Genomic DNA, 21,618 nt, shown 5'->3' with positions numbered 1-21,618 from the left:
GCGCCCACTACAGCGACGAACCCCCGTCGATCACCAGGTCGGTGCCGACCACGGACGCCGCGGCGTCGGAGGCCAGATACAGCACGGCCTCGGCCACCTCCTCCGTCGACGAGACGCGGCCGAGCGGTGACTCCTCCTTCATCCGCGCGGCACGGTCGGCCTCGGTCTCGCCGGGCCGCAGGGACATGGCGGTCGCGGAGGCGCCGGGGCTCACGGCGTTGATACGGATCCCGTCGGCGATGTGGTCGAGCGCGGCGCCGGCGGTGAGCGCGGACACGGCGGCCTTGGAGGCGGCGTACGCGGTGGTGTTGGGCCACTGCTTGTGCGCGCCCAGGTTGGAGGAGACGTTGACGATCGCCCCGCCGCCCGGCTGGGTCCGCATCTGCCGGACCTCGGCCCGCAGGGCGAGGAGTACACCGGTGACGTTGATGTCGAGCAGGGTCCGCCAGTCCTCCTCGGGGAGGTCGGCGACGGGCTGTCCGCCGCGGAAGACGCCCGCGTTGTTCACGGCGATGTCGAGCGAGCCGAAGCGGTCGACGGCCGTGCGGACGAGCGCCTCCACGTCCGCCGAGCGTGCCACGTCGGCGACCTGCGCGACCGCCGTGCCACCGGCCCGTTCGGCGAGCGCGACGGTCTCGTCGAGCGCCGCACGGGTACGGCCCGCCACGACGACGGAGGCGCCCTCGGCGGCGAACGCGAGCGCGACGGCCCGCCCGATCCCGGTGCCGCCCCCGGTGACGAGGACGGTGCGGTGCGAGAAGCGGGTGCGGTTCATGGGTGACTCCCTTTCGGACATGGTGAGTCGAGGAACGTGAGTTCCTCCTTACTGGACCGATCGTTTCAATATGAGGGCAGACGAAACGCGCCCCCTTCAGGGGTGCGGGGAATTGCGCAAACCTTTGAGGGGCGCGAGGAACTGCGCGACCGGCCGACAGATGCCCGCACACGACAAAGGGCCGGCGCGTGCCGAATCAATCCAGCAAGGTCAGAGCCTGCTCGGCCGCGTCCCGAACCCGCCCGGGGTCCGCCGACGCCTTGCCGACAACCCGCAGCCCCTGCATCAACACCAGCAACATACGAGCCAGCGCCCGAGGATCCCGATCCTCCGCGAGCTCCCCCTGTGCCTGCGCCCGTACGAGCGCCGAGTGCATCAGTGTCTCGATGTGATCCCAGCTGAGCTCCACGAGCCGGGCCGCCGCCGCGTCGTGAGGGGCGAGCTCGGCCGCCGTGTTGGTGACGAAACAGCCCGCGCTCCGGCGGGCGTCGTCCGTCGCCTCGGCGGCGAACCGCCGCACCAGCGCGCGCACGGCGGGCAGCGCGGCCCCCGCCTGCGACAGCTCGCGCAGCATCAGCGCGTCGCGCGACTCCCCGTACCGGTCGAGCGCCCTCAGGTACAGCGCGTGCTTGTTGCCGAAGGTCGCGTAGATGCTGGCGCGTCCGATGCCGAGATGCTCGACGAGATCCGCCATCGACGTCGCCTCGTAGCCGCGCCGCCAGAACAGCTCAAGAGCCGACTGCAGCGCGGCGTCCGGATCGAACTCCTTGGTCCTGGCCACGTACCGCAGCCTAGGCGTTTCTGAAACGATCGGTCAAGATGAATCCGGCGTGAGCGGGACCGGACGGAACCGGTGCCGGGGCGGCCGTCTACCGCGCCCGCACCTCGTACGTCGCCACCCTCACCGTCTCGTCGTCCAGGCACTGGCCCGACTCCAGGTCGAAGCGCTGCTTGAGGAGGGGGGAGGCGACGAACGGGCGGCCCTGGTGCGTGCCCGTGAGGCCGCGGGAGAGGACGGCCGCGCCGGAGAACGGGTCGCGGTTGTCGATCGCGTACATGCGGCCCATGCGGTCCAGGAAGAGCGCGACCTGCTGGCCGTCCGGGAGCAGTGCCGCCACCCCGCGGCCGGGCACCAGCAGGGTCAGGTCGCAGACCGTGAACCAGCCGTCCGGCAGCTGGAGTTGGACCGTCGCGGCGGTCGTCGTGGTCGTCTCGGGTGCCAGGGTCATCGCTGGGCGCTTCCTTCCAGGGGGCGCGTGCCGATGGTCAGCAGCGGCAGGTCGGGCTTGATCTGGTCGCGCTCGGGGACGAAGCCGACGACCGGGTCGGGGGTGTCCGGCGCGTTCACGAAGGAGACGAAGCGGGAGAGCTTCTCCGGGTCGTTGATGGTCTCGGCCCACTCGTCGCGGTAGTTCGCGACGTGCGCCGTCATCAGGGACTCCAGCTCCTCGCAGATGCCCAGCGAGTCCTCCACGACGACTTCGCGGACGTGGTCGAGGCCGCCGTCGATCCGCTCCAGCCAGGTAGAGGTGCGCTCCAGGCGGTCGGCCGTGCGGATGTAGAACATCAGGAAACGGTCGATCAGGCGGATCAGTTCGGCGTCGGAGAGATCCTGGGCGAGCAGGTCGGCGTGGCGCGGCGTCGCGCCGCCGTTGCCGCCGACGTACAGGTTCCAGCCGTTGGCGGTGGCGATGATGCCGAAGTCCTTCGACTGGGCCTCCGCGCACTCGCGGGCGCAGCCGGAGACCGCCGACTTGAGCTTGTGCGGGGACCGCAGACCCCGGTAGCGCAGCTCCAGGTCGATCGCCATGCGCACCGAGTCCTGGACGCCGTACCGGCACCAGGTCTGCCCGACACAGGACTTGACCGTCCGCAGCGACTTTCCGTACGCGTGACCGGACTCGAAGCCGGCGTCCACCAACCGGGCCCAGATCAGCGGGAGTTGCTCGACGCGTGCGCCGAACATGTCGATCCGCTGGCCGCCCGTGATCTTCGTGTATAGGCCGAAGTCCCGGGCCACCTCGCCGATCACGATGAGCTTCTCGGGGGTGATCTCGCCGCCGGGGATACGCGGCACGATCGAGTACGAGCCGTTCTTCTGGAGGTTGGCGAGGAAGTGGTCGTTGGTGTCCTGGAGCGAGGCCTGCTCGCCGTCCAGGACATAGCCGTCGGCGCCGATCGTGGGCGCCAGCGAGGCGATGATCGAGCCGACCGCGGGCTTGCAGACCTCGCAGCCGTCGCCGCCCCGGGCGCCCTCACGCCCGTACCGGTCCAGGAGTTGCCGGTAGGAGGTGATGCGCAGGGCGAGGACGATCTCGTACAGCTCCTCGCGGGTCTGGGAGAAGCAGCCGCAGAGGCCCTTGTCGACCTCGACGCCGCTCGCCTCCAGCTCGGAGGTGACCAGCTGGCCGAGAACTTTGACGCAACTGCCGCAGCCCGTACCGGCCTTGGTGCACTTCTTCACCTCGGGCACGGTCGTGCACTCGTGGTCGGTGACCGCGCCGCGGATCGCGCCCTTGGTGACGTTGTGGCAGGAGCAGATGATCGCCTCGTCCGGCAGCGAGGACGGGCCGAGCTGGACGGGCGCGCCGGCGCCGGCCGGGAGGACGAGCTGCTCCGGGGAGATCGGCGGGACCGACCCGGTGAACGCGCGCAGCGTGCCGTACGCCTCGGCGTCGCCGACCAGGATGCCGCCGAGCAGTTCACCGTTCCGGCCGATGACCAGCTTCTTGTACGTGCCGGAGCGGGAGTCGGAGTAGACGACGTCGAGGCAGTCCTCGGCGGTGCCGTGCGCGTCGCCGAAGGACGCCACGTCCACGCCGAGCAGCTTGAGCTTGGTGGACAGGTCGGCGCCGGTGAAGGACGCCTCGTCGGTGGCGATGGTCGCGGCGGCCGTCTCGGCCTGCTCGTACCCGGGCGCGACCAGGCCGTACACCCGGCCGTCGGCGGCCAGCGCGCACTCGCCGATCGCGAACACCTGCGGGTCGTTCACGGTCCGGCACTGCTCGTCGACGGAGATGCCGCCGCGCTCGCCGACCGTCAGACCGCAGTCGCGGGCGAGCTGGTCGCGGGGGCGGACACCGGCCGAGAAGACCACCAGGTCGGTGGCGAGTTCGGAGCCGTCGGACAGCTTCATGCCGGTCACGGCGCCCGAGGCGTCCGTGACGATCTCCTGCGTGCCCACACCGGTGTGGACGCTCAGGCCCATGTCCTCGATGGTGCGCAGCAGGGCCGCGCCACCGCCGTCGTCGACCTGCACCGGCATCAGGCGCGGCGCGAACTCCACGATGTGGGAGGTGAGTCCGAGCCCCTTCAGGGCGCCCGCCGCCTCCAGACCGAGCAGTCCGCCGCCGACCACCGCGCCGGTCGTGCGGGTCTTCGCGTACTCCTCGATCGCGAGGAGGTCCTCGATCGTCCGGTAGACGAAGCAGCCCTCGGCGTCCTTGTTCGGCACCGGCGGCACGAAGGGGTACGAGCCGGTGGCGAGGACGAGCGTGTCGTAGTCGACCGTCAGGCCGGAGCGGGCCGTTACCCGCTTCGCGGCCCGGTCGACCGTCTCGGCCGGGTCGCCGATGTGCAGCTCGATCCCGTGGTCCTTGATGAACTCCATGTCCGTCATGGACAGTTCCTCGGGCGTGGTCCCCGAGAAGTACGAGGTCAACTGCACGCGGTCGTACGCGGGGCGTGGCTCCTCGCACAGCACGACCACGCGGTGCGTGGCGGTCAGGCCGCGCTCGGCCAGCGCTTCGAGGAAGCGCTGGCCGACCATGCCGTGGCCGACGAGCACGATCGTGGGGGTGCCCCCCAGGGTGGCGGTCATTCAGGGCCTCCATCGTTGGTGAGCAGGTGGAGCAGGGGGCCGCCGTCGGAGGGCAGCGGCTCTGCTCCCTCCCAGGCGCGGGCGAGCGCGCCGACGGTGCCGAGCTCGCCGACAAGGACCCCGCCGACCAGGCGGTCGTCGCGGACGACGACCTTGCGGTACGTGCCGCGGGTGGCGTCGGTGAGCTGGATGACGTCGTCGCCGGGAAGCGGGGTGTGCTCCCCGAAGGCGGCGAGGTCGAGAGGGGTGCCGGAGGCGAGGGCGGGGAGGGCGAGGGTGAGCCGGGTGAGGGCGCGGGTGCCGGTGTAGCCGGTGCAGCCAGAGGTGGCCTCGGCCGAGTCCGTACCCGGGTCCGCCGTGGCCAGCAACTCGGCCAGGACATCGGCCTGTTCGAGGGCGGGCGCGGCGAGACCGTAGACGTTTCCGTCGTGCTGGGCGCAGTCGCCGATCGCCCTGATGTGCGGGTCGGAGGTGCGCAGCTCGTCGTCGACGATGACGCCCTTGTGCACGGCGAGCCCCGCGTCCTGGGCGAGGCCCACCCGAGGGTGCACCCCGCAGGCCAGTACCACCAGGTCGGCGTCGAGCGCGTACCCGTCGGCCAGCTCGACCGAGCGGACCGCGCCGCCGACGCAGCGCACATCGCGCACCCGGCACTCGGTGTGCACCTCGACGCCGAGGTCCTTGAGGTGCCGCAGCACCAACTTGGACGCGGACGGGTCGAGTTGACGTTCCATCAGCCGCTCGGACTGCTGGGCCAGCACCACCTGCGCGCCGCGCTCGGCGAGCGCGCGGGCCGCCGAGACACCGAGCAGCCCGCCGCCGATGACGACGGCCCGGGTGTCCGGCCGTACGGCCTTGGACAGGCCCAGGCAGTCGTCCATCGTGCGGAACGCGTGGACTCCTTCGGGCAGTTCGTGCCGGTCCGGGCCGAACAGGCCGCGCAGGGGCGGAAGTACCGGGTTCGAACCGGTGGCCAGGACCAGCGTGTCGTATGCGATCACCGAGCCGTCGGCGAAGTGCACCAGCCGCTCCGCGCGGTCGATGTGCACCGCCCGGCCGCGGGTCAGCCGCTCGGGCGTCGGCAGCGCGATGACCTCGGGGGCGTACCGCCCGGCCAGGACCTCCGCGAGCAGGACCCGGTTGTACGGGGTGTGCTCCTCGTCGCCGACGAGCTCGGCGGACACGCCGAGCTCTCCGAGCCTGCGGGCGAGCCGTACGCCCGCGAGGCCGGCGCCGATCACCACCACACGCGTATTCGAGGTCATGTATCGCAGCGTGCGGTGCCGGTGTTACCCGGTCGCATCACCACTGTTTCCCGCGGGGAACGCTGCCCTCAGCGGAGCCGGGACGCGGATGTGAGGGTTCTCGGCGGGCGGGGCGGGGGCGCGGTGAGGCCGCCCGGAACGGGGGCGGGGTGCGGTTATCCCCACCACCGGGTTCCGTGCGAGCACCATCGACCTCCGCCTCCGCCTGCGGCAGCCTTGAGACGCCGGGTCACCCGCGCCCCGCACGCGTACACAAAGGGAGCAAGCCATGGACACCGTCCGGACGAAGGGAAGTGGGTTCTGCGTCCCAGTGACACGCCGCATGCACGGCGTGTCGCTGGGACGCAGAACCCATTTGACTGCCTCGCGACCCACTTGACTGCCTCGCGACGGCGCTCCCGGCGCGGCCGTAGGTTGACGGCATGCGCCGACTGACCGCCGCGTTCGCGCTCGACGTCCTGAGGCGTCCGATCGCCGCCTTCACCCCGAAGGCCCTCGGCGTACTCCTCTACGCCCTGATCGCGCTCCCGCTCGCCCTCGTCGGCCTCGTGCTCACGCTCGTGGGGCTGGTCGTCGGCGGGGCCCTGTCCGTCACCACGCTGGGCCTGTGGGTGCTGGCACTGACCGTGCGGGGCGCCCTCGCGCTCGGTTCGGCCCAACGGGCCCTGGCGCGGCGGCTGTTGGGCCTGCAGATCGAGGAGCCGCCGACACCTCCCGCGCGGGGCGTGCTCGGCAGACGGCGGGCCCTGCTCCTCGGCCGGGCCGGCTGGCGGGCCGTCGGCTGCGCGCTGGGCACCCCCGTCACGGCCGCCCTGGGGTTCGCGGCGGTCCTGGGCGCGTACGCCTACGGGGTTCAGCTGGCCCTGCACCCGCTGCTCAAGCGCTGGAACCATCACACCGTGCGCGACGGCGACTCCGTACAGCATGTGTCGCTGGAGGTCTTCGGCGTCCAACTCGACTCCTGGCCAAGGTGGTTGATCCCGATGGCTGTCGGGCTCGTCCTGCTTGCCGTCGCCCCCTGGCTGCTGCGGCACGCCCTCGCCCCGCACCGCGCCCTGCTCGCCGCCACGCTCGGCCCGAGCGACGCGGAGCGCCGTATCCGCACGCTGGAGGAGACGCGCGCCCAGGCCGTGGACGACGCGGCGGCGACCCTGCGCCGCATCGAGCGCGACCTGCACGACGGCACACAGGCCCGGCTCGTCGGACTCGCGATGCATCTGACGATGATCAGGGAACTGGTCGGAGCGGACGCCGACCGCGAACGGCTGCTCGCCGTCGTCGACACCGCACAGGGCAACGCCAAGCAGGCCATCGTCGACCTGCGCCACCTCGTCAAGGGCATCCACCCTCCCGTACTGGACCAGGGCCTGGACACGGCCCTGGCCACCCTCGCGGCCGACAGCGCGCTGCCCGTCGAGGTCGTCACGGACATCGAGGCCCGCCCCGCGCCCGCCGTCGAGTCCATCGCCTACTTCTGCGCCGCGGAACTCCTCGCCAACGCGGCGAAACACAGCGGGGCGGCCGGCGCCACCGTGACGGTGACCGCCCGCGCCGGGCTGCTGCGGCTCACCGTCCAGGACGGCGGACGCGGCGGCGCGGCGATCGGCGCGGGCTCCGGGCTCACCGGCCTGCTGACCCGGGTACGGACCGTCGACGGCACGCTCACCTGCGACAGCCCACCGGGAGGCCCTACGGTGGTCACGGTCGAGCTGCCCTACTGACGGTCCTACCGACCGCCTTGCCGACTGCCCTACTGACTGCCTTACCGACCGTCTTGCTGACTGCCTTAGTGATCACGGGGGCCAAATGCGCGTTGTCATCGCCGAGGACTCCGCCCTGCTGCGCGACGGGCTGGCCCAGCTCCTCCAGCTGCGGGGCGTGGACGTCGCCGCGGCCGTCGGGGACGCCGACGCGCTGCTCGCCGCCGTGGCCGAGCACCGCCCGGACGCCGCGGTCGTCGACATCCGGCTGCCGCCGACCCAGACCGACGAGGGTCTGCGGGCCGCCGTACGCCTGCGCGCGGACCACCCCGGCACCGGGGTGCTGATCTTCTCCCAGTACGTCGAGACGAAGTACGCCGCACAGCTCCTGGGCACCAACCCGGGCGGTGTCGGCTATCTGCTCAAGGAGCGGGTCGTCGACATCGGGGAGTTCGTGGACGCGCTGGAACGGGTCGCCGCCGGCGGCACCGCCCTCGACCCGGAGGTCGTCGCCCAGCTCTTCGGCGCGAGCCGCCGCGCCAACGTCCTGGACGCCCTCACGCCCCGCGAACGCGAGGTGCTCGCGCTGATGGCCGAGGGCCGTACGAACCACGCCGTCGCCACCTCCTTCGGCGTCTCGGAACGGGCCGTCGAGAAGCACATCGCCAACATCTTCACCAAGCTCGGCCTGCTGCCCTCCGACACGGGGAATCGGCGGGTGCTGGCGGTCCTGCGCTACTTGGAGACGGTGGGCTGACGTTACTTGGAGACGGTGGGCTGAGCGCCTTCGTCCACCGTCTCCCCGAACCTCTGGAGAACCTCAAGGTTCACAGGATTCGTGGACGGCGCATCTACCTCGTCCATAGGGTCGCGATCATGCCCGACATATCGCTGACCATGGTCGTTGTCCTGTGCCTGACCGCTCTCGCGGCGGGCTGGATCGACGCGGTGGTGGGCGGCGGGGGCCTCCTGCTGCTCCCTGTTCTCCTCCTCGGGCTGCCGAACTCGGGCTCGGCCGCCCAGTACGCGCTCGGCACCAACAAGGCCGTGGCGATCGTCGGCACCACGGGCGCGGCGGTGACGTACGCGCGCAAGGCGCCCGTGGACGTCGGCACGGCCGTACGGATCGGTCTCGCGGCGCTCGCGGGCTCCTCGGCCGGCGCGCTCGTCGCCGCCGGGATGAGCACCGACGTGCTGAAGCCGGTGGTGATGGTCGTCCTGCTCGGCGTCGGCGCCTTCGTGATCCTGCGGCCCGCCTTCGGCACCGCGCCCTCGACCGCGCCCGTCACCCCGCGCCGCGTCCTCGCCGCGATCGGCCTCGCGGGCCTCGGCATCGGCTTCTACGACGGGCTCGTCGGCCCCGGCACGGGCACGTTCCTCGTGCTCGCCCTGACCGCGCTGCTCCACCTCGACCTGGTGACCGCCTCCGCCACCGCGAAGATCGTCAACTGCTGCACCAACGCGGGAGCGCTCGCGATGTTCGGCTGGCAGGGCACGGTCTACTGGCAGCTGGCCGCACTGATGGCCGTCTTCAACCTCGTCGGCGGAATGGCCGGGGCGCACACCGCGCTCAAGAAGGGCAGCGGGTTCGTCCGGGTCGTACTGCTGACGGTGGTCTTCGCGCTGGTGGCGAACCTGGCGTACCAGCAGTGGCTGGCATAGCGGCCGACGTGGAGGCCGCCATGACCGGCTTTTAGCGGCTGCCCGTCAGGTGGGCGAAGACGACCACGTTCCCCTGGTAGCCCGTCGCCTCCGAGTAGCCGCCGCCGCAGGTGATGACCCGCAGCTCCGGGCGCCGCGCGGCGCCGTACACCTTCTCGTCCGGGAAGTCCCGGGCGTCGTACGCCTCGACCGCGTCGACCGAGAAGAGGGCGACCCTGCCGTCGCGGCGCTCGACCTCGATGGTGCTGTCCTTCTCCAGGGCGCCGAGACGGTAGAAGACGGCGGGCCCCTCGGAGTTGTCGACATGGCCGGCGACGATCGCGGTGCCCGTCTCGCCCGGCGCGGTACCGGCCTCGTACCAGCCGGCGAGGTTCGCCCGGTCGGCCGGTGGCACGTCGAGGCTGCCCTGCGGGGTGAGGCCGAGGCCCAGGAGGGGGGCGTCCACCCGGATCGAGGGGATACGGACACGGGCGGGCGCGGCGGGCGGCAACGCGGCGGCCGCGGGCCGGTCCACATGAGCACCGGCACGCCCCTGTGCGGCCGAGGGCTGCGGCGGGGCATGCGTCTGTGCCCCACTGCGCAGCAGCCAGGCACCGGAGAGGAGGGCGACGAGGGTGACGGCGACCATTGAAATGGTGGCGAACCGATGCACGTACGTCTCCTCTCCGGGGGCTGAGGGCTGAGGGCTGGGGGCTGGGGTTCCCGGGGTTCTCGAATCCCCTGGTCACCCGGTCGTCCGGTCCCGCGTCCCCCTCCGGGACGCGAGGGGCGTCGGGCCCGGAGGGGGAGGGGACGGCGGTACCGGCGGACGGACAGCGGAGGGTGTCCGTCAGATCCCGTCGCCTCTCGCCCGGCGATGCAGGAGCCAGGTACCGCCCGCGGCGGCGACGGCCAGGGCCGCCACTCCCGCCGCGGTCTGCACGGGGTCGGGGCCCAGTGCGCCGCCGACCCCCGTCTTCACGCTTCCTCTCGGGTGGACCTGCTGCCCGCCCTCCTCGGTGGAGGTGAGCGTGACCACCAGGTCGCCCGTCATCCGCCTGCCGCTCGAACAGCGCACGACGATCTCGTACGTACCGGGCTGGGCGGACGGCGGCACCCGGAACTGCCCGACCGCGTCGCCCTCGTGCGCGCTGGTCGGCAGCGTGAAGGCACCCGCGCCGACGGCACCGGCGTCACCCGACACCGCGTCCGCCGCACCGCACGCCGCCGTGTTCACCGTGACCTCGGCGCCGGGCGCGACCGTGGCCGGGTACAGCTCGATGGACCCCGTTCCGACGCCGTACGCGGGGGCGGCGACGAGGGCCACCGCAGCGACGGCGAGCGCGGTACCGGTCAGCGGACGGGCTGTGCGCATCGTTGCCTGCTCCTCCGAGAGGGCACGACCCGCGGCACCCCCATGTGCCGCTGCGTCGGTCACGCCCCTGCCCTACCGAGGAAAGTGGCAGTCGGGGACACACGCCTCCTGATGAGGCGTCAGAATCGATGTGAACGGCTGTCAGGTGGAGGCTCCGGGCGGGCCGTCCGGGGATGTTTCGGCAGGTCATCGGCGTGTCGCCACCACATCCGCGAAAAGAACCCGAACGGAACGGCCGACGCGTGTGAACGGGTGACCGGTCACTCCGGGTGGCCACCCGACCGGCCGACTTGACCTGAAGTTTGGTTGAGGTATGAGGCTGGGGCCCATGAACTCCACCACCTCCACCACAGAGGTTCCGGTCCCCGTCTCCGCCTCCATCCCCGAGCCCGTTCCCCTCCCCGCGCCCCTGAAGATCGCCGTGATCGTCGGCAGCAACCGGGAGGGCCGGTTCGGGCCGGTCGTCGCGGAGTGGCTGCTGAGCCGGATCCGGGACCGGGCCGACCTCGCGGTTGACGTCGTCGACACCGCCGACGCACACCTGCCGACGGCCCTCTCCCACTCCCCGTCCGCCGAGGTTGCCGCCGAGCTGGGCAAGGTCACGCCCCGCCTGGCCGGCGCCGACGCCTTCGTCGTCCTCACCCCCGAGTACAACCACTCCTTCCCCGCGTCCCTCAAGACCCTCATCGACTGGCACTTCCACGAGTGGCGGGCCAAGCCCGTCGCCTTCGTCTCCTACGGCGGCCTCTCGGGCGGCCTCCGAGCCGTCGAACAGCTCCGCCAGGTCTTCGCCGAGCTCCACGCCGTCACCGTCCGTGACACCGTGTCCTTCCACAACGCGGGCGCGTCCTTCGACGACCAGGGCCGCCACAAGGACCCGTCGGCGCCGGACGCGGCGGTAAAGGTGATGCTGGACCAGCTGGCGTGGTGGGGTCTGGCGTTGCGGGAGGCGAAGTCGGTCCGGCCGTACGGGGGTTAGGGCCCTTCTGATGGATCTCCGTGGGAGAAGGAGCGGCGGTCGGTGCGTGCGATCGGCGTGCGGTGTGGAGGGTCATGTGGCGGAGCCACCTGGCCCTTCGCGCCGTGCGGCGAGCGTGCGTGCCGGGCGTCGCGACGCCGCGGAGATCCATCAGAAGGGCCCTAGCCGGTACGGAGGCCGGGCGCGCGGGCGCGAAGCGGTCAGGTGCCTTTGCGGGCGGTGACTGACGGGGTGCTCGACGAACCCGTACGCGGCGACGCCCCTCGCCAAGCCGCCCCTCGCCAAGTCGCCCCAGCCGTCGGCCGGGGCGGCGGATGCCTGAGCCCTGTGTCGATCCCTACGAGAGGATTCCGCCGGAAGAGGCCGATGCGGCGCTGCCGAGGAACGCGATGAGAACTACCCCCGCAGTCGTTGCCCGACGGGCCGAAAGCGTCCAATTGTGCTGGGTGAAGACAGGGTTGAGGAAGTGGAGTGCCGTAGCGTAGACGAGCACTTCTATCGCGAAGAAGTACTCGAACTCCCAGGTGTCTCGTACAGCCGATCCCGCGATATGGCCGACCACCACCGCGGCGCACCCCATGACGAACGGTCGGGCCGTTCCGGTCTCCGTGCCGCTGTGGCCGGCACCCCCTCTGGAACTCCGAGGGCTTGTCAGCAGCTCCCTGCAGATGAAGCCGTAAACGGTCACCACGGTGGTGAGCAGCAGGCAGATCGTCGCGATCGCCGACATGACATCGCCGGCGGACGACGTTGATTCCGCCATGACTGCCATAGTTCTGTCTCCTGTCCGTACCGCTCGATTGTTTGAGAACTTCTTCCCACGGCCATGACATCGCCGGCGGACACTGTATATTCAGCGGCTGCACGCGGGGGGAACGGTCAACTGACCTTGCTTGTCGGGTCGTTGGGGCAGCGGATGGCCGCTGGGGTCCGGGGACGCTCTACCGGGCCGCAGCGGGTGGCTTCATCATGAGGGGCATGGTCGCCGGGGCTGATGCTCGTGTCGTGGAGGGGCCGGCGGAGTTGCGCCCGTACCCCTACCGGGTAGGCGTTCTCGATCTCGAGGTGGCGAGCGACGCGCCCGCGGGGGCGCTTGTGTGTGTCGTCGTCGACGGCTCCGTGCGGCGCCTGCGCATCTTTGACTCCCGCCCCCGGATCCATGTTGCGGCGGTGGCAGGGGTGGGGATTCCACCCCGTGTGACGGTCCTGCTGCCGGATCAAGGCAATGGGCGGCTGCCCAGCCTCGCTTTTCGGGGACTCCACGTGGATCTGCAGGGCTGGCCCGACGAATTGGTCCTGGAGAGCGAATCGAAACTGGTCACGGTGCCGGCCGGCACGCTGGGCCGGCTTCGCGTCACCGGGCCCGCGTGCCTGGAGGGAGACGCGCGCGTCGACAGCCTGTGTCTGGAAGAAGGCCACTCGCTCGACCTGGCGGGGGTCCTTCGCACCCGGAGGATCGCCGGGGAGAGCGTGGTGGTGGGCGGACACGGCGAATCGGCCTGTCTGCATACCGACCAGTTGCATGATGACGTGCTCCTGAGCATCGGCGCAGGAGCACGGATCGTTGTCGAGCCCGATCCCGGCGAGGCGGACGCCCACATGCCGTCCGGGGTGCGCATCGCGGGTCCGGGCTTCCTGGAGCTGCGCGGTGGAGGGCTCGACCGGCCGCATTTCGGCGATCCCGCCGGCCTGGTACTGGGCAGCCGGGCACGGGTGCTGGCGGCGCAAGGAACGCTGGCGTCCTTGGCGATGCGTCCCGGGTGCCTGCTGCACGGAGATCCGTCCACCGGTGTCGAGGTCCGCCGGGTCAGGGAGGTCGCGGGGGCCGAACTCGCGGAAGTCTCTGCTTTCACCCTCGACCAGCTGGCACTGACGCGGCTGGGGGAGGCCGCACATGTCGCGTTCTGGGCCGGAGCGAACGGACGGGACGGAGCGGTCCGGGCACGAGCCATGCGTGCCTCCGCGGACGACCGCTACCTCGCGGCCTACTGGGCTGCGCTGCTGCGCACACTGGAGGAGCGTGGTGCCTCCGGCGGAGTGCGGATGACCGCACGGCACGCGGAGATGGACTACCGCCGGCGTGCCCAGTCCTGGCGCAGCACGGACCGTTGGATGCTCGAGTTCCTGCGCCCCATCCGGTACGGGCAGAGTGTCGCCGCCCCCTTGGTGGCGCAGCTGGTGGTCGCGACAGTCGGGGCACTGCTCCTGCATGCGATCGGGATGATCCCGGACTCCTCGGGCCGGGGATTCCTGGTCATGATCCCCCGACTGTATTTCGCGCCGCTGGGACTGACCGGGAACGTGGATGCGCTCAACCCGGGCCAGCTGCCCGGTGTCTGGGACACCGCGGTCTGGCTGGCGGCACTGCTCACCGGGTTCTTGTTCTTTCCCGCCGCCGCGCTGGCGGCACGCAGGCGCATCGTCTACCTGTGACCGCTGTGCCGACGGCGGCACTCACGACGTGGGCAAGCCATCAGCGGTCAAGTACAGCTGCCAGTCCCGCAGTTGCCGGCACACCATGTCCAGTGTCGAACCCTGTGGCGGGACAGAGGTGTCCACGAGCCGGTACCGGCCGTCGGCGAGTGCGACAGCGGCCCCCGTGTCGGCGGCCTGCGAGGCGCTGAGGAACACGTCGGGTACCTGATCGACCACGGCGCGCGCGGCGTTGCGGATGCGCAGGACGTCAAGGGGGGCGGTGATCTCCAAGGTGCAGACCCTCATCGCGCGCAGCGCGGGCAGTTGGGCGAGTGCCTGGGCGTAGTCGGCCGACGCGAATTCGACGATGGGTACGGCTGTCTCCGTGCCGTCCTGATAGCGGTGAATGAGGTCGTTGAACCCCTTGAGAGCCAGCCGCATCAGACGAGGCCGGTCGTCGAGTACGAGCTGCTCGCCCTCGTAGTGGTAGCCGGGCCCTCCGGGAGGTGGGCACTGCTGCCTGTGGACCGTGTCCAGAAGCAACAGGTCCGCGGCCGGGCCCGTCAGAGAGACCAAGGCCTTCGCGAGGGTCGACTTGCCGGCGGCCGGGGGGCCGATGATCAGGACGGCGGAACCCGGCTGAGGGCGCTCGCGCCGGTGTTGTCCGTCGGACGGGGAGACAGGGTCCATGGTGCGATCACGCTAGCCATGGCCGCGCGTCGAAGGCTAGCCGTGCTCGAAGAACAGCGGCCACATTTCTCGTGGCGGGCTCTGGCTTCCCAGGAGGGCCGCGATCTCCAGCAGCCGGTCGGTGGGCAGCGACGCCGGTTCGGTGAAGTTCGGCTGGATCCAGGACAGTGTCGGAGGCGCCAGTACCGCGCGGCTCAGCCGTCCGAAGGCTTCGAGCGCGCAGTAGCGCAGGAAGGCGTTGGCGACGGGCGGGTAGAGACGGTCGTGTTCCAGATGGGACTGCATCTCTTCGATCGACGCCCACGAAGTGCCGTGCACCGGAGAGGGAATGGACTCCGACGTGGTGAAGAGAAACGTCATGTCGACGTAGTGTCCGGTTGCTTCGCGCATATTGGTACAGGCGAGCAGGGGCCCGGGAGTGATGAGCCGTGAGGGCAGGTGAAAGCGCTGCTGGCCGTAGGCCAGGATGGTGTCGGCAACCGAGCCGTTTCGCTGCAGAGGCCCGCCGAACGTTCCCAGCGTGTCGAGACCGTTCTGCCAGGTACGCCGCGACAGGAAGAACCGCCCGTCGCGACGGCTGACCAGCAGAGCTCCGACGCCGATCGTGGGCTGGTCGATCCGTTCCTGTTGCAAGTCCTTGAGGACTTCGGCGAATTGCCACTGATACGGGGCCAGGTGTCCCTGGCGGGTACTGGTCACCGAGAGCACCTCACCCTCACCCGGTATCCGAAAGTGCCGCAGATGCGCGAGCTGCCGGATGACCTCCAGGCTGTCCTCGCACAGGGCGACCACGACAAAAGCCGTCTGGGGCTGCTCGTCCGCGACGCGCCGGATGACCTCGCTGATGCCGTTTCGGCCGGCCGCATTGGGCCCGGCGAACAGTACGACGGCGTCACAGTGCCTGCGCAGCAGCGTGTCCAGCTCCATGGAAGCGTCACTTCCGCCGACGCCGGTGATCTCCAACTCGTCGGCACCGAAAAGAAAATGTGAGACCTGACAGGTCGTACTTCTCAGGGGTGGGAACTGCCGCACGATGCTGCAGAGAGTCCATCTACGTATGCCGAACGGCTGGGTCGCCGTCGCTGCGTCAATGAGCCCGGCCTGCTCAAGAGCCAAATGGTCCGCATCGCAGACGAGAGCGATCAGACTCAGTTCCGGCACGCGACCTCCCCCAGCCGTGTAACCACGTGGCCACCGACAGTCGTCCACAGAATGCCGCACCGAACAGACAGCGGCAATGAGATGAACTCCCGTGCCGCCGGCTCAGAAGCGGATGCCCGTCTGCTGTACTGTTCCGCCGTGACAGCGCTCCAATTGGCAGGCGGAGTCTGCTTTGACGCCCAAGCCCGCCTCCTGCTCCTGCACCGCACCGCCCCGTCGCCCCAGTGGGAGCTTCCGGGCGGAAAAACCGAGGCCGGGGAGCCACCGGAGCAGACCGTCCGGCGAGAACTGCGCGAGGAACTCGGCATCGAGGTGACGGTCGGACAGCACCTTGGCAGCCACGACTTCGAACAGCACGGGCAGTTGATGCACTACGAGTGGTTCTCCGTGACCTTCGCCGATGGCGTTCCCACACCCCAGGAAGCCATCTTTGACGATCTTCGCTACCTCTCCCGGGCCGAAGTGAACGAACTGTGGGATCAGCTTTCGCCTAACGTACGCGCGCTGTTGTCGCACTGCGGCAGCGCCTTCAAAGCGGGGGACTAACCGAACGTGCACGTCCTTATCGACACCGTGAGCGCACACGAACTGCGCTCCATGCTCGACCGCGAGGTCAGGGCCGACTACGCCTACATGTACCCTCCGCGCCAGGCATACAGTCCGTTGACGGACGACGACATGACCCGTGCCGTGAACGCCTCCCTGAACCGGCAGCCCGGCAGCCCCGTCAACCTCTACCTCCACTTCCCGTTCTGTGAACAGATCTGCGGCTTCTGCAACCTGTACGCGGTCGCCGCACGCGACGGCGAGCTGGTGGACACCTACATCACGACACTCCTGCGTGAACTGGCCCACTGGGCACCGCTGTTGAGCCGTCGGCCCGTCGCGACCCTGTACTTCGGCGGCGGCACGCCCTCTCTGCTCACCCCCGCTCAGCTGGAGCGTGTCCTGAACGGGCTGCAGGACGTGCTCGGCCTGGACGCCAGTACCGTCCCGGAAGTGGCCATGGAGGTCAGCCCCTCCACGGTGGAGCACGACAAGTTCCGTGCCTACCGCACGCTTGGCATCAACCGCGTCAACCTCGGATTCCAGTCGCTGCAGGACACCGAACTGAAGGGCATCGGGCGTGCCTACACCGCGCACGTCCCTCTCGACGCACTGCAGACCGTCCAGGACGTGGGCTTCGAGAACGTCTGTGTCGATCTGATCTACGGCCTGCCCGGCCAGGACCGTCAGGCCTGGCGGAGAAGCGTCGACGAGGTCGTGCGCAGAGGCCCGGAGACCGTCTGCGCCTACGCGCTGACGCTGCGCCCGAGTACGGGGTTCGCCGCCCGGGGCTACACCGAACTCGACGGACCCGAGCAGTACGCGAAGTACGACTATGTCGATGAGCAGCTGCGCAAAGCCGGATACCAGCAGCAGACGCATGTCCGATGGGCTCGTGGCCCCAGTGGCGGCTACCGGCAGAAGGAGAATCACTGGGCATTGCAACCGGTGATCGGGATCGGTGCGGGTGCTCGCGGCTATCTGTGGGAGTGCGACTACCGCAACGGCTACAGCGTGCGTCATCGAATGCGTGCCTTGCGGGAGTACTTCGACGCGGTGGCCCGCACAGGCCATGGCCGGACCGGCGGTTTCCTGATGACGCATGACGAACGATGCCGTAAAGCCATGGCGCTCGGTCTGATCGACCTTGATCTCGACTGGTACTACAAAACACTCGGGGAACAGCCAGGAGACCGTTTCAGCACGGAGATCACGCTCCTCAAAGACCTTGAGCTGCTGGAAGAAACCTCCGGTCGGCTACGGCTGACTCAGCAGGGAATCCGGCACAGAGACGTGCTGGTGCAGCTTTTCTTCAGCCAACCTGTGAAACAACGCCTCGCGCAATTCGACTACGACGAGTGAAGGCATAACCCGTCGCCTCGGTGGCCGTGCCATCGCCGAACGGCGGTGCCAGTCCACGTAATACCTCGCCACGTAGTACTTCGTGGCGAGGTATTACGGGGCCCCGTTCGCGCCCCCGTACTCGGTCAGCGCCTCCGTCACCGCTCGGTGTGCCACGGCGGCGAGTACGGGGTTGGTGACCCGGTAGTGGTGTTCCGCGGCCAGGCCGAAGCACAGGGCCCAGCCCCGTCCCCGGGCCCAGGTCACGTCGTCGACGTCGGCCGCCTCGCGGAACAGGCGGCGGGTCTCCGGAGTGAAGACGGCCCAGGCGGCGAGTACGTCGGCCGCCGGGTCGCCGACGCCGAGGCCGCCGAAGTCGATGACCGCGCTGAGGCGGCCTCCGTGGGCGAGCAGGTTGCCCGGCAGGAGGTCGCCGTGGAGCCAGACCGGGTCGCCGTCCCATTGGGGGAGCCGCAGGGCCTCTTCCCAGGCGGTGGTCGCGAGGTCCGCGTCCAGCGTGCCGGCCGTACCCAGGTCGCGGATCGCGGCACGGACGTCGTCCTCACCGTCGTCGGTGAGGGGCCCGCCGCGCCAGGACGGCGGCCCGCCGGTGGCGTCGACCTTCCGCAGCGCAGCGACGAACTGACCCAACTCGACGGCGGCATAGGCGAGTTCGGCGTGACCGGTGAGAGGCGCGTCGTAGACGTTCTCGCCGTCCAGCCAGCGGAACACACCCCACGGCAGCGCGTACCCCTCGCCGGGCGCCCCCTTGGCGAGCGGCACCGGCACGGCCAGCGGAAGGTGCGGCGCCAGGCGCGGCAGCCACCGCTGCTCCTTGTCCACCTGCCGTGCCCCACCGGGCAGCCGCGGCAGCCGTACGACCATGTCGTCGCCCAGCCGGTACATGGCGTTGTCGGTCCCGGCGGAACGGACCTCCCGGACGGGCAGGTCCGCCCACTCGGGGAACTGCCCCGCCACCAGTCGGCCGACGAGCGCGGCGTCGATGTCGAGTTCGTCGGCGTGCATCTTCGGGCCGGAGGGCATGGGTCTCCGTAGGTCGGTCGTGGGCAGTCGTCGGGAGATGGTGCGGTCAGAAGACGGCCGTCGTTGGGAGACGGAGCCGTCAGGAGACGAACAGGCCGTGGCCGACGCCGATCCGGTGAAGCTCCTCCCACGGATACGGGGTTCGCCTGCTCTCGTTCTGGAGTGTGCGGCTGAAGTCCGCGAACACCGTGGCCAGCGGCGCGTATCGCGTCACGATCGCCGCGGCGGCGTCGGGGAGTTCGGCGGGGTGCGCGCCGTGGGCGCAGGCGCGGATCATTTCCTCGCGCTCGTCCCTCCCGTACTCGTAGACGGCGGTGATCAGCCATTTCACCAGGTAGGTGATCGTGTAACAGCGGTCGTACGTCCGGTGCCGCTCGAAGAAACGGGTGTGTTCCGGGGAGAGGTCGAAACCGGAGGACAGGGCCAGGCCGTAGTCGGCGAAGTACAGGCGTCGGCCGTCGGTCAGGATGTTCTCGAAGTGGGCGTCGAAGTGGACGAGCCCGCGCGAGTTCATGAAGGACGTGCCCGCGTGCAGGGCCTCGTCCACCCAGGAGCACGCCAGGTCCGCCGACTCCCCGCCCTCCCCGATCCGTTCCCCGAGCCACTGGTGGAGGGTCTGCGGGACGTACTCCAGGAAGAGGGTGAGGCTCGCCGATGGCTCCCGGAGCCCTTCGAGCCGCCGGCGCACCTCCGGGCTGCCGTCCCAGAACGCGACGACCTGGTCGACGTCGGCCAACTCTTCGGGGAGAGCCCGCGAGTCGCTCAAGTCGTCAGCGTCGCTCGTGTGGTCCGCGTAGTCCGGCAGTACGCGCCAGTGGTACGTCAGCGGAAAGCCCTGGAAGTCGTTCGCGAGCACCCAGTCGGTGGTCATCTCGTGTACGGCCAGTTCCTGCCAGGCGCCGAAGCCGGGCCCGCCGATGCCGTAGTGGCAGATGGGAGGCAGGCCGTAGACGTTCGCGGTCGACCGGACGTTCCCCGGCCGCGTGTCCACCACGGTCAGGGGCACGCGTTTGACGAAGACCTGGGTGCCGTCGACATCCAGGAGCGCCGACCGCCCGCCGATGCCGGAACCGAGCGGCGCCGCCCCGCGCACGAGGGCGTCCAGTTCGTCGTCGTCGTACTTGGCCAAAGCGGCGGAGACGGTGCTGTACGTGGCCAGGCGCGCGCCGTGCCGCCTGCTGGAGGTGTCACTGCGGTCGCTGGGGTCACTGTGGTACCGGGAAGCGGGCATTGGTTCAGAGTTCCACAGGGGCACGTCCGGAGACACCGGGAATTCTCCACGGGCTGATCTCGGGACCCGGACGGCTCTATCTTGCTCGGGCAAAGGGCGGAGGGGGGCCGGGTCCCGTCATCCCCAACAGGGCTGCACAGGTAGGGAGTTGGACATGGGCGCGCAGGACGGGCCGGACGCACCGGGCGTACCGGATGAGCCGGGCGAGGCGGACGCACCGGACGCGCCTAACGTGCAGGACGCGCAAGACACGGCCACCAGGCCCTCCCCGCCGTCGAACCGTTGGTTGATCTTGACGCGGTAGGTGTTGGCCGCCTGGACCGCACGCCGCCTCCGCGCGCTAGATGGCGTCCGACTGGCCGCGGCGCCGGACCAGTTACGCGCTCCGGGTCAGCAGACCGGCGTCGATGACCTCAGCGACAAGGGTGGCGCCGCGGCTGTTCTGGTGGATGTGGTCGGTCGTGAGCACGAGACCTCGGCGCCGCGAGATCGTGTCGAGGCTGCGGCGCAGCACCGCGTGCTGGACGAGGACGCCGACAGCCGCTGCGGGCGTCACCTCCCGGTATGGAATCGGCGGCGGGTCCGCTCGGCGCAGTTCCTCGATCTGGCGTTCGTGGAGCGGAAGGTAGGTCACCTCGTTGGTGGCGGCGACCTCGGCGATCATCCGGCTGTACGCCTGCGATGCCTGTGCCGCCGCTCCGTCGAGTTGTTGGCCGAGTACCGGGAGCGACAGCAGACCGACCGTCGCGTCGGTCTCCGCTCGCAGCCGTGCGACGACGGCTCCCAGGCACTGTCGGAACCAGCCGGCCGACGGGCGCTCGGGGAGCTGTTTGCGCTTCATGGCCTGCTCGACGCGGTAGCCGGCAATGCTCGCTCGGGCGTCGTTGCTCCCGATCAACACGGTGATCACATCGGGCGGGTTCGCGACGACGGCATCGAGGCGCTGCAAGAGGTTGTACGCGAAGTCGCCGTTGGCGCCGAAGCGGGCGAGCCGCACGTCGCCGGGCGGGTGGCGTCGCCCGAGAAGGTCCAGGTAGTCGACGCTGAACTGCGCGCGGGTGAGGCTGTCGCCGAGGCACGCGATGCGTGTCGTCACGGCGTTTCCTCCAGGCCGGGTGTGCCGACGCGTTCGGTCGGGCGGGTGTCGGTCCGAGGACGGTGGTCGGTGCCGAGACTCGCGGTGATGGACAGGATGGACGCCGGCCCCTCCATGTCGACCGCGTGCCATACCCCGGCCGGGTTGACGGTGGCCTCGCCCGGCCCGAGCAGCACGCGGTCGGGCACCCCGTCCACCTCGCGGGTGACCGTCACCGAACCGCTGAGGCAGACGACCAGTTCGTCGCCCGCGGAGTGGCTCTCCCAATGGTCGCCGGGGCCGTCGCCGTCGAAGATCATCACCATCCGGCCCTCGGCGCCGTCCGGCGCGACCGCGGCGCTGTAGGCCCGGAGCACCTCCGGGTCCCAGGCGAAGCCCTCGACGGGTTTCGCTCTCGATCCCAGCCCGAGGTGCACGGGGGTGGTCCGCAGGTCGATGGCGTCGCGTTCGTTGTTGACGAGTCTCATGCCGACGATCGTCACAGGACAGCGATCGGGCGGTCTTGAAGGAAAGGGAACAGAAAAGGAAAGGGAACAGAA

Annotated in this window: 21 protein-coding genes; 7 read left to right on the top strand and 14 right to left on the bottom strand. The window is 70.2% G+C overall.

Translation table 11 applies throughout. From position 1 onward, the window contains the following. Nucleotides 1-7: 7 nt before the first annotated feature. The 5 genes from ACH4YP_RS20515 to ACH4YP_RS20495 all read right to left on the bottom strand — a co-directional run bounded on the left by ACH4YP_RS20515 (nucleotide 8) and on the right by ACH4YP_RS20495 (nucleotide 5,860). Complete coding sequence (locus ACH4YP_RS20515) at nucleotides 8-775, bottom strand: SDR family NAD(P)-dependent oxidoreductase (RefSeq protein ID WP_398491634.1); 768 nt, start codon at nucleotides 773-775, stop codon at nucleotides 8-10. Nucleotides 776-971: 196 nt separating this feature from the next. Continuing rightward, on the bottom strand, nucleotides 972-1,556 hold the full coding sequence (locus ACH4YP_RS20510) for a TetR/AcrR family transcriptional regulator (RefSeq protein ID WP_398491633.1): 585 nt from the start codon (nucleotides 1,554-1,556) through the stop codon (nucleotides 972-974). Nucleotides 1,557-1,644: 88 nt separating this feature from the next. Next, nucleotides 1,645-2,004 (bottom strand): nitrite reductase small subunit NirD, encoded by a 360-nt coding sequence (gene nirD, locus ACH4YP_RS20505; RefSeq protein WP_398491631.1) that lies wholly within the window; start codon nucleotides 2,002-2,004, stop codon nucleotides 1,645-1,647. Next, a complete protein-coding gene (gene nirB / locus ACH4YP_RS20500; RefSeq protein WP_361066130.1) occupies nucleotides 2,001-4,595 on the bottom strand; it encodes a nitrite reductase large subunit NirB in 2,595 nt (864 codons plus the stop codon). The genes nirD and nirB overlap by 4 nt, the downstream gene beginning before the upstream one ends. Next, complete coding sequence (locus ACH4YP_RS20495) at nucleotides 4,592-5,860, bottom strand: NAD(P)/FAD-dependent oxidoreductase (protein WP_398491629.1); 1,269 nt, start codon at nucleotides 5,858-5,860, stop codon at nucleotides 4,592-4,594. The genes nirB and ACH4YP_RS20495 overlap by 4 nt, the downstream gene beginning before the upstream one ends. 422 nt (nucleotides 5,861-6,282) lie before the next feature. Between ACH4YP_RS20495 and ACH4YP_RS20490 the strand changes: the two genes are divergently transcribed. From ACH4YP_RS20490 to ACH4YP_RS20480, 3 genes are all read left to right on the top strand, one after another. Beyond that, entirely contained in the window at nucleotides 6,283-7,581 is a 1,299-nt protein-coding gene (locus ACH4YP_RS20490; protein WP_398491627.1) for a sensor histidine kinase, read from the top strand. Nucleotides 7,582-7,666: 85 nt separating this feature from the next. Next, nucleotides 7,667-8,317, top strand: coding sequence for a response regulator transcription factor (locus ACH4YP_RS20485; RefSeq protein ID WP_361066121.1), 651 nt, complete (start codon nucleotides 7,667-7,669; stop codon nucleotides 8,315-8,317). A gap of 119 nt (nucleotides 8,318-8,436) precedes the next feature. Continuing rightward, nucleotides 8,437-9,222 carry a TSUP family transporter gene (locus ACH4YP_RS20480; RefSeq protein WP_361066118.1) on the top strand — a complete coding sequence of 262 codons (786 nt, stop codon included), beginning with the start codon at nucleotides 8,437-8,439 and terminating at the stop codon, nucleotides 9,220-9,222. Nucleotides 9,223-9,253: 31 nt separating this feature from the next. Here the strand turns inward: ACH4YP_RS20480 and ACH4YP_RS20475 are convergent, their stop codons facing one another. Then, nucleotides 9,254-9,850: a class F sortase gene (locus ACH4YP_RS20475; RefSeq protein WP_398491815.1), complete on the bottom strand. Its 597-nt coding sequence runs from the start codon at nucleotides 9,848-9,850 to the stop codon at nucleotides 9,254-9,256. A gap of 201 nt (nucleotides 9,851-10,051) precedes the next feature. After that, on the bottom strand, nucleotides 10,052-10,576 hold the full coding sequence (locus ACH4YP_RS20470; protein ID WP_361066115.1) for a hypothetical protein: 525 nt from the start codon (nucleotides 10,574-10,576) through the stop codon (nucleotides 10,052-10,054). Nucleotides 10,577-10,904: 328 nt separating this feature from the next. On the opposite strand from ACH4YP_RS20470, the gene ACH4YP_RS20465 reads away from it, so the two are divergent. Then, on the top strand, nucleotides 10,905-11,555 hold the full coding sequence (locus ACH4YP_RS20465) for an NADPH-dependent FMN reductase (RefSeq protein WP_398491625.1): 651 nt from the start codon (nucleotides 10,905-10,907) through the stop codon (nucleotides 11,553-11,555). A gap of 337 nt (nucleotides 11,556-11,892) precedes the next feature. On the opposite strand, the gene ACH4YP_RS20460 is transcribed toward ACH4YP_RS20465, so the two are convergent. Continuing rightward, entirely contained in the window at nucleotides 11,893-12,327 is a 435-nt protein-coding gene (locus ACH4YP_RS20460; protein ID WP_398491623.1) for a hypothetical protein, read from the bottom strand. Between the two features lie 491 nt (nucleotides 12,328-12,818). On the opposite strand from ACH4YP_RS20460, the gene ACH4YP_RS20455 reads away from it, so the two are divergent. Beyond that, entirely contained in the window at nucleotides 12,819-13,988 is a 1,170-nt protein-coding gene (locus tag ACH4YP_RS20455; RefSeq protein WP_398491621.1) for a hypothetical protein, read from the top strand. 21 nt (nucleotides 13,989-14,009) lie between these two features. Here the strand turns inward: ACH4YP_RS20455 and ACH4YP_RS20450 are convergent, their stop codons facing one another. Beyond that, nucleotides 14,010-14,660: an AAA family ATPase gene (locus ACH4YP_RS20450; protein ID WP_398491619.1), complete on the bottom strand. Its 651-nt coding sequence runs from the start codon at nucleotides 14,658-14,660 to the stop codon at nucleotides 14,010-14,012. Nucleotides 14,661-14,696: 36 nt separating this feature from the next. After that, a complete protein-coding gene (locus tag ACH4YP_RS20445; protein WP_361068682.1) occupies nucleotides 14,697-15,821 on the bottom strand; it encodes a hypothetical protein in 1,125 nt (374 codons plus the stop codon). A 138-nt stretch (nucleotides 15,822-15,959) separates the two neighbouring features. Here ACH4YP_RS20445 and ACH4YP_RS20440 point away from each other — a divergent pair, with 138 nt between their 5' ends. Next, complete coding sequence (locus tag ACH4YP_RS20440) at nucleotides 15,960-16,367, top strand: NUDIX domain-containing protein (RefSeq protein ID WP_361068684.1); 408 nt, start codon at nucleotides 15,960-15,962, stop codon at nucleotides 16,365-16,367. Between the two features lie 27 nt (nucleotides 16,368-16,394). Beyond that, on the top strand, nucleotides 16,395-17,729 hold the full coding sequence (locus ACH4YP_RS20435; protein WP_398491616.1) for a coproporphyrinogen-III oxidase family protein: 1,335 nt from the start codon (nucleotides 16,395-16,397) through the stop codon (nucleotides 17,727-17,729). Nucleotides 17,730-17,822: 93 nt separating this feature from the next. On the opposite strand, the gene ACH4YP_RS20430 is transcribed toward ACH4YP_RS20435, so the two are convergent. The 4 genes from ACH4YP_RS20430 to ACH4YP_RS20415 all read right to left on the bottom strand — a co-directional run bounded on the left by ACH4YP_RS20430 (nucleotide 17,823) and on the right by ACH4YP_RS20415 (nucleotide 21,546). After that, on the bottom strand, nucleotides 17,823-18,752 hold the full coding sequence (locus tag ACH4YP_RS20430) for an aminoglycoside phosphotransferase family protein (RefSeq protein ID WP_398491614.1): 930 nt from the start codon (nucleotides 18,750-18,752) through the stop codon (nucleotides 17,823-17,825). 79 nt (nucleotides 18,753-18,831) lie between these two features. After that, nucleotides 18,832-19,983 carry a serine/threonine-protein kinase gene (locus ACH4YP_RS20425; RefSeq protein WP_361068693.1) on the bottom strand — a complete coding sequence of 384 codons (1,152 nt, stop codon included), beginning with the start codon at nucleotides 19,981-19,983 and terminating at the stop codon, nucleotides 18,832-18,834. Between the two features lie 376 nt (nucleotides 19,984-20,359). Next, complete coding sequence (locus ACH4YP_RS20420) at nucleotides 20,360-21,079, bottom strand: GDSL-type esterase/lipase family protein (RefSeq protein WP_361068696.1); 720 nt, start codon at nucleotides 21,077-21,079, stop codon at nucleotides 20,360-20,362. Beyond that, on the bottom strand, nucleotides 21,076-21,546 hold the full coding sequence (locus ACH4YP_RS20415; RefSeq protein WP_398491612.1) for a cupin domain-containing protein: 471 nt from the start codon (nucleotides 21,544-21,546) through the stop codon (nucleotides 21,076-21,078). Before ACH4YP_RS20415 ends, ACH4YP_RS20420 begins: the two co-directional genes overlap by 4 nt. Between the last annotated feature and the right edge of the window lie 72 nt (nucleotides 21,547-21,618).

The organism is Streptomyces sp. NPDC020747, from assembly GCF_044334695.1.
In the GTDB taxonomy this organism is placed as follows: Bacteria; Actinomycetota; Actinomycetes; order Streptomycetales; family Streptomycetaceae; genus Streptomyces.
Note: the sequence above shows the minus strand (reverse complement) of the source record. Positions and strands in the feature narration are given on the sequence as shown.